We start from the raw sequence: 14,008 nt of genomic DNA on the forward strand, positions 1-14,008 counted from the left end.
AAAAATCTGGTGATTAACCTTGTGGCGAGGGGCTTGAGCCATCCAGAGCATCAAGCTGTGACTTACCGATTGCTCGTACTCAACAAGAACAATTTTTCAGGAGAATCATCATGGGCGAAGTCGTCCTGGCTGCGAAAATCTGCCACGTTCCCTCGATGTACCTGTCGGAGCTGCCCGGCAAGCACCACGGCTGCCGTGCAGCGGCAATTGCCGGGCATAAGGAAATCGGGCGCCGTGCCCGCGAGCTGGGCGCCGACACCGCCGTGGTGTTCGACGTGCATTGGCTGGTCAACAGCGCCTATCACGTCAACAGTGGCGAACAATTCAAAGGCATCTACACCAGCAACGAGCTGCCGCACTTCATCAAGAACATGGAGTACGAGTATTCGGGCGCCCCGGAGCTGGGCGAGTTGATCGCCGCCGAGGCCAATGCCGCCGACGTGCGCACCCTGGCCCATAACATCCCGAGCCTGGAGCTGGAATACGGCACGCTGGTGCCCATGCGCTACATGCACATGGACGTTCCGCAGGAACAGAAATTCAACGTCGTATCAATTGCCGCCTGGTGCGCCTGGCATCGCCTGCAAGACAGCTTCACCTTTGGCGCCGCCGTACGCCGGGCCATCGAGAAAAGCGATCGCAAGGTGCTGGTGCTGGCCTCCGGTTCGCTGTCGCACCGGTTCTCCGACGATCGCAATGCCGAAGCCAATATCCATAACTGGACGCGCGAGTTCGACAAACAAGTCGACCTGCACGTCGTCGAACTGTGGCGCCAAGGCCGTTGGAAAGAGTTCTGCGCCATGCTCCCGGACTACGCCGAGCACTGCTTCGGCGAAGGCAAGATGCATGACACCGCCATGCTCCTGGGGCTGCTCGGGGGGCCGGATTATGACAAGCCCGCCGAAATCATCACCGAGCCTTTTGGCAGCTCCGGCACCGGCCAGATCAACGCCATCTTTCCCGTTTGAGCAACAGCTTCACGCTGTCGTCGCAGGAGGCTTCCATGCCGCACTTCATTGCTGAATACACCGACAACATCGAACAGCAGGCCGACCTGCCCGGCCTGTTTGAAAAGGTCCACACCTTGCTGGGCGACAGCGGCGTGTTTCCCCTGGGCGGCATCCGCAGCCGCGGCGTGCGCCTGGACACCTGGCGCATGGCCGACGGCAAGCACGACTACGCCTTCGTGCACATGACGCTGAAAGTCGGCCACGGTCGCGATTTGGCCACGCGCCAGAAAGTCGCGGAAAAACTCTTCGAGGTAATCACCGCACACTTCGCCGACCTCCAGGCCCAACGTTTGCTGGCCCTGTCGTTCGAGATGATCGAGCTGCACGAACAGCTTAACTTCAAGGCCAACAACGTCCATGCCTTCCTCAAGGCCCAGACACGTTAAACCTGCCTACCCGCTCGTCCCATCGGCCTCTCTGACAAAAAGTACAAGATCATGAGCACAGCCAATACCGCCGACACTGCCGGCACCATCGCGCACGACCGCACCCATGCCACCATCACCTGGCGGCTGATGCCGTTGCTGCTGGTCTGCTATCTCTTCGCCCACCTGGACCGTATCAACATCGGCTTTGCCAAGATGCAGATGAGCGCCGACCTGCAATTCAGCGACACGGTCTACGGCTTCGGCGCCGGTCTGTTCTTCATCGCCTATGCGCTGTTTGGCGTACCGAGCAACATGGCCCTGGACCGGGTCGGCCCACGCCGTTGGATCGCGACACTGATGGTGGTCTGGGGCGCCTTGTCCACCGGCATGTTCCTGATTGAAAGCGCAGCTGGCTTCTACGTCTTGCGTTTCCTGCTAGGGGTGGCCGAGGCCGGCTTCTTCCCGGGGATCCTGGTTTTTCTCAACCGCTGGTACCCGGCCCGGCGCCGGGCCCAGGTGACCGCGCTGTTCGCCATCGCCGTGCCGATGGCCGGGGTGATCGGCGGGCCGTTGTCCGGTGGCATTCTGGAGCAGCTCCATGATCTTGGCGGTTTGCGCGGCTGGCAGTGGATGTTCGTCATCGAAGGGCTGCCAGTGATCCTGCTCGGCCTGGTGGTACTCAAGTGCCTGCCGGACAGCTTCGAGGTGGTCAGTTGGCTCACGCCGCAAGCCAAGCAGCAACTGCGCGAACAACTGAGCGTTGAAGAGCAAGGCAAATCGATTACCTCGTTCTCGGCGATCCTCAACAACCCGCAGGTCTGGTTGCTGGTGGCGGTGTATTTCGCGGTGATGCTGGCGGTCAATACCCTCGCCTTCTGGATGCCCACCTTGATCCACGGCGCCGGCATCGGCAGCGACGGCAAGGTCGGGCTGCTCAGCGCTGTGCCCTACCTGGCCGGCTGCTTCTTCATGATCGGCTGCGGACGGTCCTCCGATCGCAATCGCGAACGGCGTTGGCACCTGTGTGTACCGCTGCTGATGGCGGCGGCCGGCATCGCGCTCGCCGGGCTCTCGCCCAGCAACCCGACCCTGGTGCTGGCTGGCCTGATTGTCGCCGGCATGGGCGCCAGCGCGGCGTTGCCGATGTTCTGGCAGCTGCCAGCGGCCTTCCTGTCCAACAGCACCCAGGCCGCCGGCATTGCCCTGATCAGTTCCTTCGGCAGCATCGCTTCATTCTTCGCCCCCTACCTGATCGGTTGGATGCGCGACACCACCCAGAGCGCCAGCCTGGCCCTGTATGCGCTGGCGCTGCTCATCGCCCTTGGCGGCCTGCTGGTGCTGCGCACCCGGGCCGCCATCGTCAATCCTCACTAAGAGATCCTTGCCATGCTCGACCAGAACCTCATCCAACAAGCCGCCGCCCGCCTCGACCATGCCGAACGTTCGCGCGAACAGGTGCGCCAGTTTTCCCTCGACCACCCGGACATCACGATCGATGATGCCTACGCCATCCAGCGCGCCTGGGTCGCACAAAAGATCAAGGACGGCCGCAAGCTGGTCGGCCACAAGATCGGCCTGACGTCCCGGGCCATGCAGGTTTCGTCGAACATCACCGAACCGGACTACGGCGCGCTGCTGGACGATATGTTCTTCGACGAAGGCACCGACATCCCGTTCGAACGCTTCATCGTGCCGCGGGTGGAAGTCGAACTGGCGTTCATCCTCGGCAAGCCGTTGAAGGGCCCGAACGTGACCGTGTTCGATGTGCTGGACGCCACCGAATGGGTGATCCCGGCGCTAGAAATCATCGACGCACGTATCCAGCAGATCGACCCACAGACCAAAGCGACCCGCAAGGTCTTCGACACCATTTCCGACAATGCCGCCAACGCCGGTGTGGTCATGGGCGGGCGCGCCGTACGGCCCACTGAGATCGACCTGCGCAAGGTGCCGGCGGTGCTATACCGCAACGGCGTGATCGAAGAATCCGGCGTCTCGGCGGCCGTGCTCAATCATCCGGCCAAAGGCGTGGCCTGGCTGGCAAACAAGTTGGCGGCCTACGACGTGACGTTGCAACCGGGGCAAATCATTCTCGGTGGCTCCTTCACCCGCCCCGTGGCAGCCAACCCGGGCGATACCTTCCACGTCGACTACGACATGCTCGGTTCCATCGCTTGCCGTTTCGTCTGATCGGAGACCGGTTCATGGACATGCCTATCAACACCTTCAAACAACGCCTGCGCAGCGGTGAAGCGCAGATCGGCCTGTGGCTGGGCCTGGCCGATGCGTACTGCGCCGAACTCGCCGCCAACGCTGGCTTCGACTGGTTGCTGATCGACGGCGAACACGCGCCCAACGACTTGCGCACGCTGCTCGGCCAGCTCCAAGCCGTGGCACCCTACCCCAGCCAGCCGGTGATCCGCCCGGTGATTGGCGACACCGCGCTGATCAAGCAAGTGCTCGACATCGGCGTGCAAACGTTGCTGGTACCTATGGTGGAAAGCGCCGACCAGGCGCGCGAGCTGGTGCGTGCCATCCACTACCCACCCCACGGGGTGCGCGGGGTCGGCAGCGCGCTGGCCCGAGCGTCGCGCTGGAACAGCATCCCCGGCTACCTCGACAAGGCCGATGAACAGATGTGCCTGCTGGTGCAGATCGAAAGTCGCGAGGGCCTGGCTAACCTGGACGCCATCGCAGCGGTGGACGGTGTTGACGGGGTGTTCATCGGGCCGGCGGACCTGAGCGCGTCCATGGGCTTTCGTGGCAATCCCGGGCACCCGGATGTGCAAGCCGCCATCGAGGACGCCATCGGCCGCATCCGCCAGGCTGGTAAAGCGGCCGGGATTCTCAGTGCCGATGAAAAGCTGGCTCGGCGATACATCGAACTTGGCGCCGCGTTTGTCGCGGTGGGCGTGGACACCACGGTGTTGATGCGCGGTTTGCAGACCCTTGCCGCGACGTTCAAAGACACACCAAAGCCTGCGGCGGGTGGCGTGTACTGATAGCAACACAAACCTCTTGTGGCGAGGGAGCTTGCTCCCCCTGGGTCGCGCAGCGCCCCCGCTTTCTTATGATTGCTACGCAATCGAGCGGGAGCAAGCGCCCTCGCCACAAAAGCCAAGCGGGGCCGCCTGGATGTCTCAGCGCCTGATCGCTTTCAAGTCATTGAGCAACCCCAGCAACGTCTGCAATTTTTCCTCCCCCAACTGACCCTGCAAGCGCTGATAGTTCGCCTCCATGCTCTGGCTCATCGAATCGAAGCTTGCCTGCCCCTGGGGTGCCAGGCGCACCAGCACCCGCCGCTGATCCTGTTCGGCCTTGCGCCGCTCCACCATGCCCGCCGCTTCCATACGCACCAATACGCCGGTCATGCTGGGCTTGAGAATGCAGGCCAGTTCGGCCAGACGATTGATCTCCAGCTCATCGTGCTGGCTGAGAATACGAATGACCCGCCACTGCTGTTCGGTCAAGCCGTGCTGATTGAGGGAAGGACGGAAAAACCCCATGGCCGCTTCACGGGCCTGTAGCAGGGTCAGGGTCAAGGATTGGCGCGGTTTGGGCATGGAGAATGGTCGCGAAAGAAGATTTAGTTAATGAGTTAACTAAATCTTAACAGCTTCCAACCAATACCGAACCATTCATTCAAAGAGTCTGGATCAGGATCAAGTAGCCTTGAACCATCGGTCCCCGCGGCGAGGGAGCTTGCTCCTGCGCCACGGGATTGCTGTCGATGCAGGCTCAAGCGCCTTTGATCACACCCTTGAGCACCGCTTTGAAATGCTCGACCTGCTCCTCGCTGAACTGGCCGAACACCTTATCCTGCTGCGCCTTGGCAATCGCCCAGAGCCCTTCGGTTTCATCGACACCCTTGCCGGTCAGGCGCACTCGATCGCCTTCATCGCTCACCAGGCCCTTGCGCTTGAGGTTGGCCACGGCTTCTTCGATCTCGCGCACCGGCATCGCCACTTCCCGCTGCAGATCGCAAAGGCTCAGCCCGGCGTCGTTCTCCAGCACCATCAACATCCGCGCTTCACTGGTACGCAACCCAGTGGACAACTGGCGAGGTTGGTAGCTGGCCTGGTAGGCCCGCAACGCTTGGGTCATCAGGTAATACAGATTGTGGCTCAAGCGACCTTGGAAGTGGCTGCTGGGGGACTGCCCCTCTTCCCGTTTGGTCATGCGGGTGTGGGGCAAGACCATCGAGTAGGCACCCTGGTGATAGAGCAACGGGGAACGCCCAAAATCGTCAAAGGCCACGACCTTGCCGATCATGATCCAGTGATCGCCGCCGTCAACCTGTTGGAATTTTTCACAGTGAAAACGCGCTGAGCAGTCCACGAACACCGGGGCGCCACCTTCGCCGGCCTCGTACTCGATCTCGGCGAAGCGGTCCTCCTTGGGCCGGGCGAAGTTGTTCGACAGGTCGATCTGGTCGGCGGCCAGCACGTTCACGGCAAAATGGCTGGAAGCTTCGAACACGCCGTGGCTGCTGGAGCGTTTGTCGATGCTCCAGAGGATCAGCGGCGGCTCCAGGGACACCGAATTGAAACTGTTGGCCGTCACGCCGACCTTGCGGCCGTCGTCAGTCGCGGCGGTGACCACGGTCACGCCAGTGGCAAAGTTGCCCAGGGCGCGGCGGAACGCGCGGGTGTCGAAAGCGGTATCGCAAACATTAGACATGCAAGACTCCCGGCCGCCTCAGGTGACGGCCTCGATTGTTGTTATATGAGCCGGGCTCGGTGTGCGAGCGGTCAAACCATGGTGGGATCGGGCTCCAGGCCCATCAATTCACGACCGAGGATCTGCGCACAGACGTCGTAGTCGGTGTAGGCGTGAGCGCCCGTGAGGTGGGCATCGCGGAACAGACGCTGCAGTTCGTTGTTCTCAAACCACGCGCCACCACCGGCCGCCTCCATCAGGCGATCCACCGCCTGGATGCACATCTTGGTGGCATAGGCCTGGTTGGTTCGCCAGAACGCCAGGGTTTCACGGCTGGGGTATTGCTGGCGCTCGCCGTGCTCGGCATGCTCCTGCCAAGTCTTCTCCAGAAAAGCACGGGCCGCCGCCACCTGGTGGGTAGACTCGGCCAGACGCATCAAGGCTGGCGTTGCGGCACCGACCGCAGCACCGGTGTAGGCGCGCACGCGGTTGCGGGTTTTCTCGCGAAAGACCTCCAGCATACGTTCGGCTACGCCCAGGCTGACGGTGGAAAACCCACTGGCGAAATACGGACGATACGGCGAGTAGAAAATCTTGCTGTCGGGGTACAGGCCAAACCCGCCGGACGTGCCTTCCATCATGTCCTTGGCTTTCTGGATCCGATGTTCCGGCACGAAAGCGTTGTCGACGATCAATGTCTTGCTGCCACTGCCGCGCATGCCCACCGCGAACCAGTCATCGCGAATCTCATAATCGCTGCGAGGCAACACGGCGAAGCAATAGTCCTGGGTGCCTTCAGCGTTTTTGCGGCGAAACCCCATGATCGCCCACTCGGCATGGTCGCAACCACTGCTCCAGCCCATCTCACCGCTGAACGTCACACCCCCCTCGACTTCCTCGGTGCGGCCAAACGGCGCGATGCTACTGCTGGCGGTAGCATCAGGATCGTCGCCCCAGATTTCCTGCTGGGTCTTGGCCGGGAACATCGCCAGCTGATGGCTGTGGGTGCACAACAGGCTCATGGCCCAGGCGGTGCTGGCGCAAGAACCGGCCAGCAATGCGATGCAATCGGCAAACTGTGGCAGGGAAATCTCCATGCCCCCGTACTTTTTCGGCTGGAAGGCCTTGTGCATGCCGATGCCTTTGAGCAGGGCTATATTCTCGGCAGGGACGGTACGATCCTTTTCCGCCTGGAAGGCATTGGCGGCAATCGCCGGCAGGATAGGCTTGAGGTCTTCGAGCAGCGGATTTGGCTTTTTCATGGACGGGCTCTTTTATTATTGGCATCTACCGATCCCGCGTTTGCCCGGCAACCTGATGGTGCGCAAACCGCGGGGTCAATGATTAAGGCCGGTCCAGTATGGGCAATCGAGGGCCGCTGAAAAATGCACCTTCCAGATCCAAGATTGCACTTTTCATGGGGCCGACCCCGACCATCTGGCGCGCTCGATCAAATACCCCGGCACGGATGATCAAGACAGGTATCCCCGCCAGGGCTCTTAATAGGGCCAACGCATGCAGCGCTTTGCGAAGACGCTGCAACGGAGTTTCCTTTCACTTTGTCAGGTTGCGTCATGATCAATATCGAAACGCCCACCTATTACACGGCCACCAAGAAATACAACCTCAGCTTCCCCACCCTGGAACAGGACGTGGACGCCGACGTTGTGGTGATTGGCGGCGGTTTCTCCGGCATCAATACCGCGCTGGAGCTTGCCGAAAAAGGCATCACCAACATCGTGGTGCTGGAGGCGCGTTACCTGGGCTTCGGCGGCACCGGGCGCAACGGCGGGCAGATCATGGCCGGCATCGGTCATGACCTGGAAAAAATCAAGAAGGACGTCGGTGAAGAGGGCTTGCGCCAGGTCTTCGAGATCAGCGACCTGGGCGCCGATATCATCAAGGACCGTATCGCCAAGTACGCCATTGATGCCGATTTCTGCCATGGCTACGGCTACATGGGTTTTAACGCCCGCCAGGAAAAAACCCTGCGAGCCTGGGAAAAAGACTTCAAGTCAATCAACACCAAGCACGAGATCCGCTTCCTCGGTGGCTCCGACGTGCAACAGATCATCGGTTCCAAGGCCTACGGCAGCGCCTTGCTGCACATGGGTGGCGGGCACGTGCATTCGCTGAACCTGCTGCTGGGCGAAGCCAAGGCCCTGGTCAGCCACGGCGTGCGGATTTTCGAGAACAGCCCGGCCCTTGAGGTCAGCTATGGTGAGCGGATCACCGTGCGTACCGGCCGTGGCTCGGTCAGGGCCAGCAAGCTGCTGTGGGCCTGTGACAGTTTCCTCAACAAGCTGGAACCGGAGTTGCATCGCTCGACTATCAACACCTACGCCTTCCAGATGATGACCGAGCCATTGTCGGACGAGCTGATCCAGCGCATCAGCCCGATTCGCGGTGCCTACAGCGATATTCGCCCGGTAATCGACTACTACCGCGTCACCAACGAAAACCGCCTGCTGTTCGGTGCCGCCACGCCCTTGGTGGAGCACATCCCCCAAGACCTCAAGGCTTGGAACCGGCGCCTTATGCTGAAGATTTTCCCCTACCTCAAGGATGTGAAGATCGACCTGGCCTGGGGCGGCCCGATGGCGTGCAGCCCGAATCTGTTCCCGCAGATCGGCACCCTGCCCGGTCGCAGCAATGCGTTTTTCGTCCAGGGTTACTCAGGCTTTGGCGTCACGCCGAGCCACATCATCTGCAAGGTGCTGGCCGAAGGCATGAGCGAGGGCTCGGCGCGCTACGACCTGGTCAGCTCGATCCACCGCCCGACCATCATTGGCAAAGACGCCATCCGCCCACTGCTGCTGACCGCCGGCAAGTCCTGGCATCAGTTGTCGGGTTACTGGAGTGGCCGTCGCTGATGGTCAATACAACCCTGATGCCAGTCAGTTAAGCGACCCCCTGTGGCAGCGAGCTTGCTCGCGAAGACGGCGCAACAGTCAACTTCAATGCTGCCTGACCCACCGCTATCGCGAGCAAGCTCGCTGCCACAGGGTAGAGGTTCAACTGACTGGCACTGGACAAACCCCACCTTTGTTTTTCACTCATCAGGAGTCACTGCCATGCCCCTCATCACCCTCGAAAAAGACATCCAGCTGTCCGAACTTGACGCCTGGGGTACTGTCGCCGACCTCGGCTCACAAATTCTCGAAGGCGAGGTCAAAGCCTTCGGCAAGATGACCTTTGGCGCCCCGACCGACCCGATCAGCAGTGCCTATTTCGGCACCACGCAAGGCAAGTTCCGCATGGTTTATCCATTCACGGAACAAGCCACCGTGGTCACCGGCGAAGTGGTCCTCACCGATGAAACCACCGGCCAGAGCACCCGCTACAAGGCTGGCGACAGCTGGTTCGTGACCAAGGGCACGCCCGTACTGTGGGAAGTGGTCAGCGAAAGTTTCGTCAAGCACTACTTCGCGGTAGCCTGATCGAACCCGGCCGCCGCCCCCCACCGGCGGCCTCTTGACGAAGGTCGCGACCATGAACGTCATCCCCACCCAGGACATCGCCGGCCACTGCCTGCACGCGTTCACCCAGCTCATTCCCGTCAGCCGGGCGGCTTTCTACTGCGTCGACCGGCACCTGCAAGCCCATGACTTCAGCCTGCAAGGCATGAGCGGCGAGATGCATCGCGATTATCTGGACAACTATCGCCAGTTCGACCCGTTGCAACCGCGCAATTGCCTGTCCAGCGGTTTGGCCGTGGTGCCCCTGGGCCTGGCGATGGCCCGTCAACCGATACGGGACAACCATCGCTATCGCAGCTTCTTGCAGCGCTATGGCGTTGTGGATGTCGTGGAAGTCTTCGCCCACCGGAACGGTCAGCCCCAGGCCGCCATTTCGTTGTTGCGCACCGCCGAACAAGGTGCCTTCACCCACCAGCAGTTGACCCAACTCACGGCGTTGCAGACCCTGCTGCAACTGGCCGTCGCCCATCTTCCCCCCCATGAGGACGCATTAAGCGACCTGACACCCAAGGAGCGCCAGATCGCATTGCTGTTGCGCCAGGGCGTGAGCAACAAGCAATTGGCCCGGGAGCTGGACGTGGGCTTGCCGACCATCAAGACCCACCTGATCAACCTGTTCCGCAAAGTGGGTGTAAGCAGTCGTACCGAGTTGGTCAGCGCCCTGTTCCTCCCGCCGGTTCAACCATTCGGTTGATAGGCCAACCTTGCTCAGAACCGCATGATCCGGGTGGCTATCTTATCCAACCGGAGCCTTGCAATGAGCACACCTACAGACTGGATCACCGTCGGCGCCCTGGCCGACGGCTTCGCCCCTGAAGCTTTCATCCTGCCCAACCTGGCCGATTTGAAGAACAAGGCCTTCACCCTGAATTTCGCCAATGGCTGGCAGATCGAGCATCGATTTGAACAAGACACCGTGTCCTGGGACGCGGCTGACGGGCACCCCAGCGGCACCGCGTCGTATCGAGCCACGTCGGTACGCCCAGGCCTGTACCTGGTGGATTTCCTCAAGGGTGAAGGCGCTCAAACCTTCTCGGTCAGCCTTGTGCTCGATACCGCCAGCGCTGCATTCACTGCCGTGCTCGGCCGTATGCCCGCGCCGGAGCAAACCCGTGAAGGCCTTTACAGCCGCGCCTTGGCCGGCAAGCCACTGACCTCGGTTGAAGTGCAATTTCTCCACGGCAGCCTCGACCGCCCTTGGCAGCCAGGCCTGTGCCCGCACGTACCGACCGGCGAACTGGTGGGGTTGCGCAACCTGTATCGCTACAGCCCGAGCGAGGTCTACGAACACATTTACCTGAACGAGCAGTTCTACGCCTGGCAATGCCTCAAGGGTGTTGAACAAGGCCTGTGCGACACCGATCGCTGCGACACCTACAAAATCACCGATCAGTTGTACCTGTTCGTCTGGCGGGAAAAGATCATCCCGACCCTGGGCCTGGTGTTGATCGACCTACAACAGCACCGCAGCGACGGCAAGATTTTCGGTTACGCCGGAGCGTCCTTCGACGAGTTTTCCAATTTCCCGATCAGTTCCTACTGCCAGGTGCTGAACCGGACGGAGTATCCCGATGCCTGAATTACGCACCATCGTGATCACCGGCGCCGGCACCGGTATCGGTGCCGCCTGCGCCCGTTCGTATGCCGCCGAAGGCGCCAACCTGGTGTTGATCGGCAGGCGCCGCGAGCCCCTGGAGCAACTGGCCGAGGAAATCGGCGGCCTGGTGTTGGTGGGCGATGCCGCCTGCCCAACGACCTGGGACGGTTTCATCGCACAAATCCGCGAGCGCCATGGCCGACTCGATGTGTTGCTGGCCTGTGCCGGCGGCATGGGTTTGGGCAGCGCCACCGAGACCAGCCCGCAGTCCTGGGAAGCGGCACTGCGCAGCAACCTCGACAGCGCCTTCTACAGCGCGCGGGCTTGCCTGCCGCTGCTGCAAGAAAGTGCCGGCGCCATTGTATTGATCGCCTCCATTGCTTCATTGGCGGCAGGACCGCACGTCTGCGGCTACACCACCACCAAGCATGCGCTGCTGGGCCTGAACCGCTCCCTGGCGCGGGACTATGGCCCCAGAGGCGTACGAGTCAACGCCGTCTGCCCCGGCTGGGTGCGCACGCCAATGGCCGATGAGGAAATGCAGGTACTGATGCAGTTTCATGGCCAGACGCTGCAACAGGCCTACGACCAGGTCTGCGCCGATGTGCCGTTGCGCCGCCCCGCCAGCGCGCAGGAGATTGCCAATGCCTGTCGCTTCCTGGCATCGGAACAAGCCTCGATCATCACCGGTGCGACGCTGGTGGCCGACGGCGGTTCCAGCATCGTAGACGTGCCAACCCTGGCGTTCAGTCGGATGGAGCAGCCCCATGCCTGATGACCTGGATTTCAGCGGCAAAACCATGCTGGTGACCGGCGGGGCCCAAGGCATTGGCCGGGCCATCGTCGAAGCCTTCGCTATGCGCGGGGCTCGCGTGGTGATCGCCGACCTCGGTCTGGCGCAGGCTGAGGCAGTGGCGAGCCAATTGACTGCCCAGGGTAGTCAGGTGGACGCCGTAGGTGTCGACCTGGCCGACGCCACGGCGATCTCCGGGATGATGGCCGGGCTGGAGCAACGCCTGGGAAGACTGGATATCCTGGTGCACAACGCCGGGTATTTCCCGCTGACGCCCTTCGCCCTGATCACACCGCCGGTACTTGAGCGAACGCTGGCGGTGAACCTGTCGGCGCTGTTCTGGCTGACCCAGGCCGCACTGCCGATGTTCCGGCGCCAGGGCCAGGGTTGCGTGCTGGTGACCTCCTCGGTCACCGGTCCGCGAGTGGCCTATCCGGGCCTGAGCCACTACGCGGCATCCAAGGCCGGGGTCAACGGTTTCATACGCAATGCGGCGCTGGAACTGGCAGCTGAGAATGTGCGCGTCAACGGCGTCGAGCCCGGCATGATCGCAACACCGGCCATGACGAACCTCGGGGATGATGAAGTCAACCAGGACATCGCCCGCCGGGTGCCGCTGGGGCGACTGGGCAAGCCGAGCGACATCGCCGGGGCCATGCTGTTCCTGGCATCAGACTTGGCCGCGTATGTCACCGGGCAAACCCTGGTGGTCGATGGTGGCTCGACTTTGCCGGAGGTTTGAGTTTGGGAGCCGGGTTCTTCCGGCAATAGTGGTAGACCTGCCTGCTCAAATGTCGAATGTGCCGCCGCCATCGCGAGCAAGCTCGCTCCCACATTGCGGGGCAATCACAAAGTCTGCTTCCACAACCAATCCCTGTGGGAGCGAGCTTGCTCGCGATCAACGATGACGCGGTCTGGATGAAGCCCACGTCATCGCCCGAAGCGTCCTTAAGGTTTGACTCAGGCCCGCGCCTGACCGAAGCTTGCGACACTTCACGCTTCTGGTTATGGATTTCCTGCATGCACCTGCCCCGCCGCTACCTGCTTATCAGCCTGTCCGTCCTGTTGGTGATCGGTCTCGTCGCAGTGTGGCTACGTAGCACCACCCCGCAAATCCCCGAAGCGATCAAGCGTGGCTACAGTGAAGCCTTGGAAAAGGCCCGCAACGGGCAGCCGGGCGCGGCGCGGGTGCTTTATCAGCAGCTGGGACGCCCGGACCTCTCGCCCAAGCGGCGCGTGTGGCTGCACGCCGAGCTGCCCAACTACCCAAGCCCGCAAGCCCTCAAGCTGGCGGCTGCGGACCTGCACAGCGAATCGCCAGACGTACGTCGAGCAGCCATTGCCAGCATCGTCGGGTTGGTGCCGACCGGCCAACGCAGCCTGCTGCTGGGGCCGTTGCTCGATGATGACGACCAGAACGTCCGGTTCGCCGCCGTGAACGCCCTGCTGGGCTCGTCACCTGACGACCTGGGCCTGTATTTCGGCGCGATGCAGCTCGCCATCGATACCTGGGAGCAGGTGCTTGGGGACGGCCCGCAGACCGCCGAGTCCTTCTATCAGCTCGCCCGCCTGCACCTGCACAATGCCGAGTTGAAAAAGGCCCAGCAGGCGCTGGAACAATCCTTGCGCCTGCAACCGGACAACCTGCCGGCACTGGTCATGCAGATCGAAGTGCTGGACAAACTGGGCCAGGGCGAAACCGCAAGGCAGTTACTTGCCCGGCAGTTGCAAACCCAACCCAACTCGGCTTATCTGCAACATGCATTGGGCATGTGGCTGCTGCAACATGGCCAGAACGAATACGCGGTACTGGGCCTGGCCAAAGCCGTGGAACTGGAGCCCAATAACCGGACTTACCGTTATGACCTGGCAACCACCCTGCACGCCGAGCAGGAACTGGAAGCCGCGCAGAAACAACTGCAGGAAATCGTCCAGCGCTACCCCGCCGACCGCAAGGCCCGGGTGTTGTTGATCAACTACTGGAAGGAGACCGGACAGCTGCAGAATGTGCAGATCCTGTTGGCCCAGCTCGAGCAGCTCAACCCCGACGATCCGGCGTTGCAGCAAGGCCTTTAGGCATCGCACCGCCAGCCAGAAGTTGT

The 14,008-nt window shown here is 61.8% G+C and carries 15 protein-coding genes; 12 read left to right on the forward strand and 3 right to left on the reverse strand.

Going from position 1 to position 14,008, the window contains the following annotated elements; all coding sequences use genetic code 11:
- The first annotated feature begins 110 nt into the window (after positions 1-110).
- The 5 genes from hpaD to hpaI are packed head-to-tail and all read left to right on the forward strand — an operon-like array spanning position 111 to position 4,380.
- Positions 111-968 (forward strand): 3,4-dihydroxyphenylacetate 2,3-dioxygenase, encoded by an 858-nt coding sequence (gene hpaD, locus SGN16_RS15630; RefSeq protein ID WP_135845279.1) that lies wholly within the window; start codon positions 111-113, stop codon positions 966-968.
- Between the two features lie 35 nt (positions 969-1,003).
- The gene (locus tag SGN16_RS15635) at positions 1,004-1,396 is read left to right on the forward strand and encodes a 5-carboxymethyl-2-hydroxymuconate isomerase (RefSeq protein ID WP_335945240.1); all 393 of its coding nucleotides are present in this window, start codon (positions 1,004-1,006) and stop codon (positions 1,394-1,396) included.
- 51 nt (positions 1,397-1,447) lie between these two features.
- Entirely contained in the window at positions 1,448-2,752 is a 1,305-nt protein-coding gene (locus SGN16_RS15640; RefSeq protein WP_335945239.1) for an MFS transporter, read from the forward strand.
- Positions 2,753-2,764: 12 nt separating this feature from the next.
- The gene (gene hpaH / locus SGN16_RS15645) at positions 2,765-3,568 is read left to right on the forward strand and encodes a 2-oxo-hept-4-ene-1,7-dioate hydratase (RefSeq protein WP_135845276.1); all 804 of its coding nucleotides are present in this window, start codon (positions 2,765-2,767) and stop codon (positions 3,566-3,568) included.
- A 14-nt stretch (positions 3,569-3,582) separates the two neighbouring features.
- The gene (hpaI, locus tag SGN16_RS15650; protein WP_210638934.1) at positions 3,583-4,380 is read left to right on the forward strand and encodes a 4-hydroxy-2-oxoheptanedioate aldolase; all 798 of its coding nucleotides are present in this window, start codon (positions 3,583-3,585) and stop codon (positions 4,378-4,380) included.
- Positions 4,381-4,518: 138 nt separating this feature from the next.
- On the opposite strand, the gene hpaR is transcribed toward hpaI, so the two are convergent.
- The 3 genes from hpaR to SGN16_RS15665 form a co-directional block, all read right to left on the reverse strand.
- Positions 4,519-4,941, reverse strand: coding sequence for a homoprotocatechuate degradation operon regulator HpaR (gene hpaR / locus SGN16_RS15655; RefSeq protein ID WP_210638935.1), 423 nt, complete (start codon positions 4,939-4,941; stop codon positions 4,519-4,521).
- 175 nt (positions 4,942-5,116) lie between these two features.
- The gene (locus SGN16_RS15660; protein WP_335945238.1) at positions 5,117-6,058 is read right to left on the reverse strand and encodes a flavin reductase; all 942 of its coding nucleotides are present in this window, start codon (positions 6,056-6,058) and stop codon (positions 5,117-5,119) included.
- A gap of 71 nt (positions 6,059-6,129) precedes the next feature.
- A complete protein-coding gene (locus SGN16_RS15665; RefSeq protein WP_335945237.1) occupies positions 6,130-7,299 on the reverse strand; it encodes a flavin-dependent monooxygenase in 1,170 nt (389 codons plus the stop codon).
- Between the two features lie 312 nt (positions 7,300-7,611).
- Between SGN16_RS15665 and SGN16_RS15670 the strand changes: the two genes are divergently transcribed.
- The 7 genes from SGN16_RS15670 (at position 7,612) to SGN16_RS15700 (ending at position 13,982) form a co-directional block, all read left to right on the forward strand.
- On the forward strand, positions 7,612-8,910 hold the full coding sequence (locus tag SGN16_RS15670; protein WP_210638938.1) for an FAD-binding oxidoreductase: 1,299 nt from the start codon (positions 7,612-7,614) through the stop codon (positions 8,908-8,910).
- 201 nt (positions 8,911-9,111) lie between these two features.
- Positions 9,112-9,477 carry a cupin domain-containing protein gene (locus SGN16_RS15675; protein WP_210638939.1) on the forward strand — a complete coding sequence of 122 codons (366 nt, stop codon included), beginning with the start codon at positions 9,112-9,114 and terminating at the stop codon, positions 9,475-9,477.
- Between the two features lie 52 nt (positions 9,478-9,529).
- The gene (locus SGN16_RS15680; protein ID WP_335945236.1) at positions 9,530-10,210 is read left to right on the forward strand and encodes a helix-turn-helix transcriptional regulator; all 681 of its coding nucleotides are present in this window, start codon (positions 9,530-9,532) and stop codon (positions 10,208-10,210) included.
- 63 nt (positions 10,211-10,273) lie between these two features.
- Positions 10,274-11,095: a molybdenum cofactor biosynthesis F family protein gene (locus SGN16_RS15685; RefSeq protein ID WP_335945235.1), complete on the forward strand. Its 822-nt coding sequence runs from the start codon at positions 10,274-10,276 to the stop codon at positions 11,093-11,095.
- Positions 11,088-11,888, forward strand: a complete 801-nt coding sequence (locus tag SGN16_RS15690) for an SDR family oxidoreductase (protein WP_335945234.1) — start codon at positions 11,088-11,090, stop codon at positions 11,886-11,888. Before SGN16_RS15685 ends, SGN16_RS15690 begins: the two co-directional genes overlap by 8 nt.
- Positions 11,881-12,648, forward strand: coding sequence for an SDR family oxidoreductase (locus SGN16_RS15695; RefSeq protein WP_335945233.1), 768 nt, complete (start codon positions 11,881-11,883; stop codon positions 12,646-12,648). Before SGN16_RS15690 ends, SGN16_RS15695 begins: the two co-directional genes overlap by 8 nt.
- A 278-nt stretch (positions 12,649-12,926) precedes the next feature.
- The gene (locus SGN16_RS15700; RefSeq protein WP_335945232.1) at positions 12,927-13,982 is read left to right on the forward strand and encodes a tetratricopeptide repeat protein; all 1,056 of its coding nucleotides are present in this window, start codon (positions 12,927-12,929) and stop codon (positions 13,980-13,982) included.
- Positions 13,983-14,008: the final 26 nt, after the last annotated feature.

The sequence above is a fragment of the Pseudomonas sp. G166 genome (assembly GCF_037027455.2).
In the GTDB taxonomy this organism is placed as follows: Bacteria; Pseudomonadota; Gammaproteobacteria; order Pseudomonadales; family Pseudomonadaceae; genus Aquipseudomonas.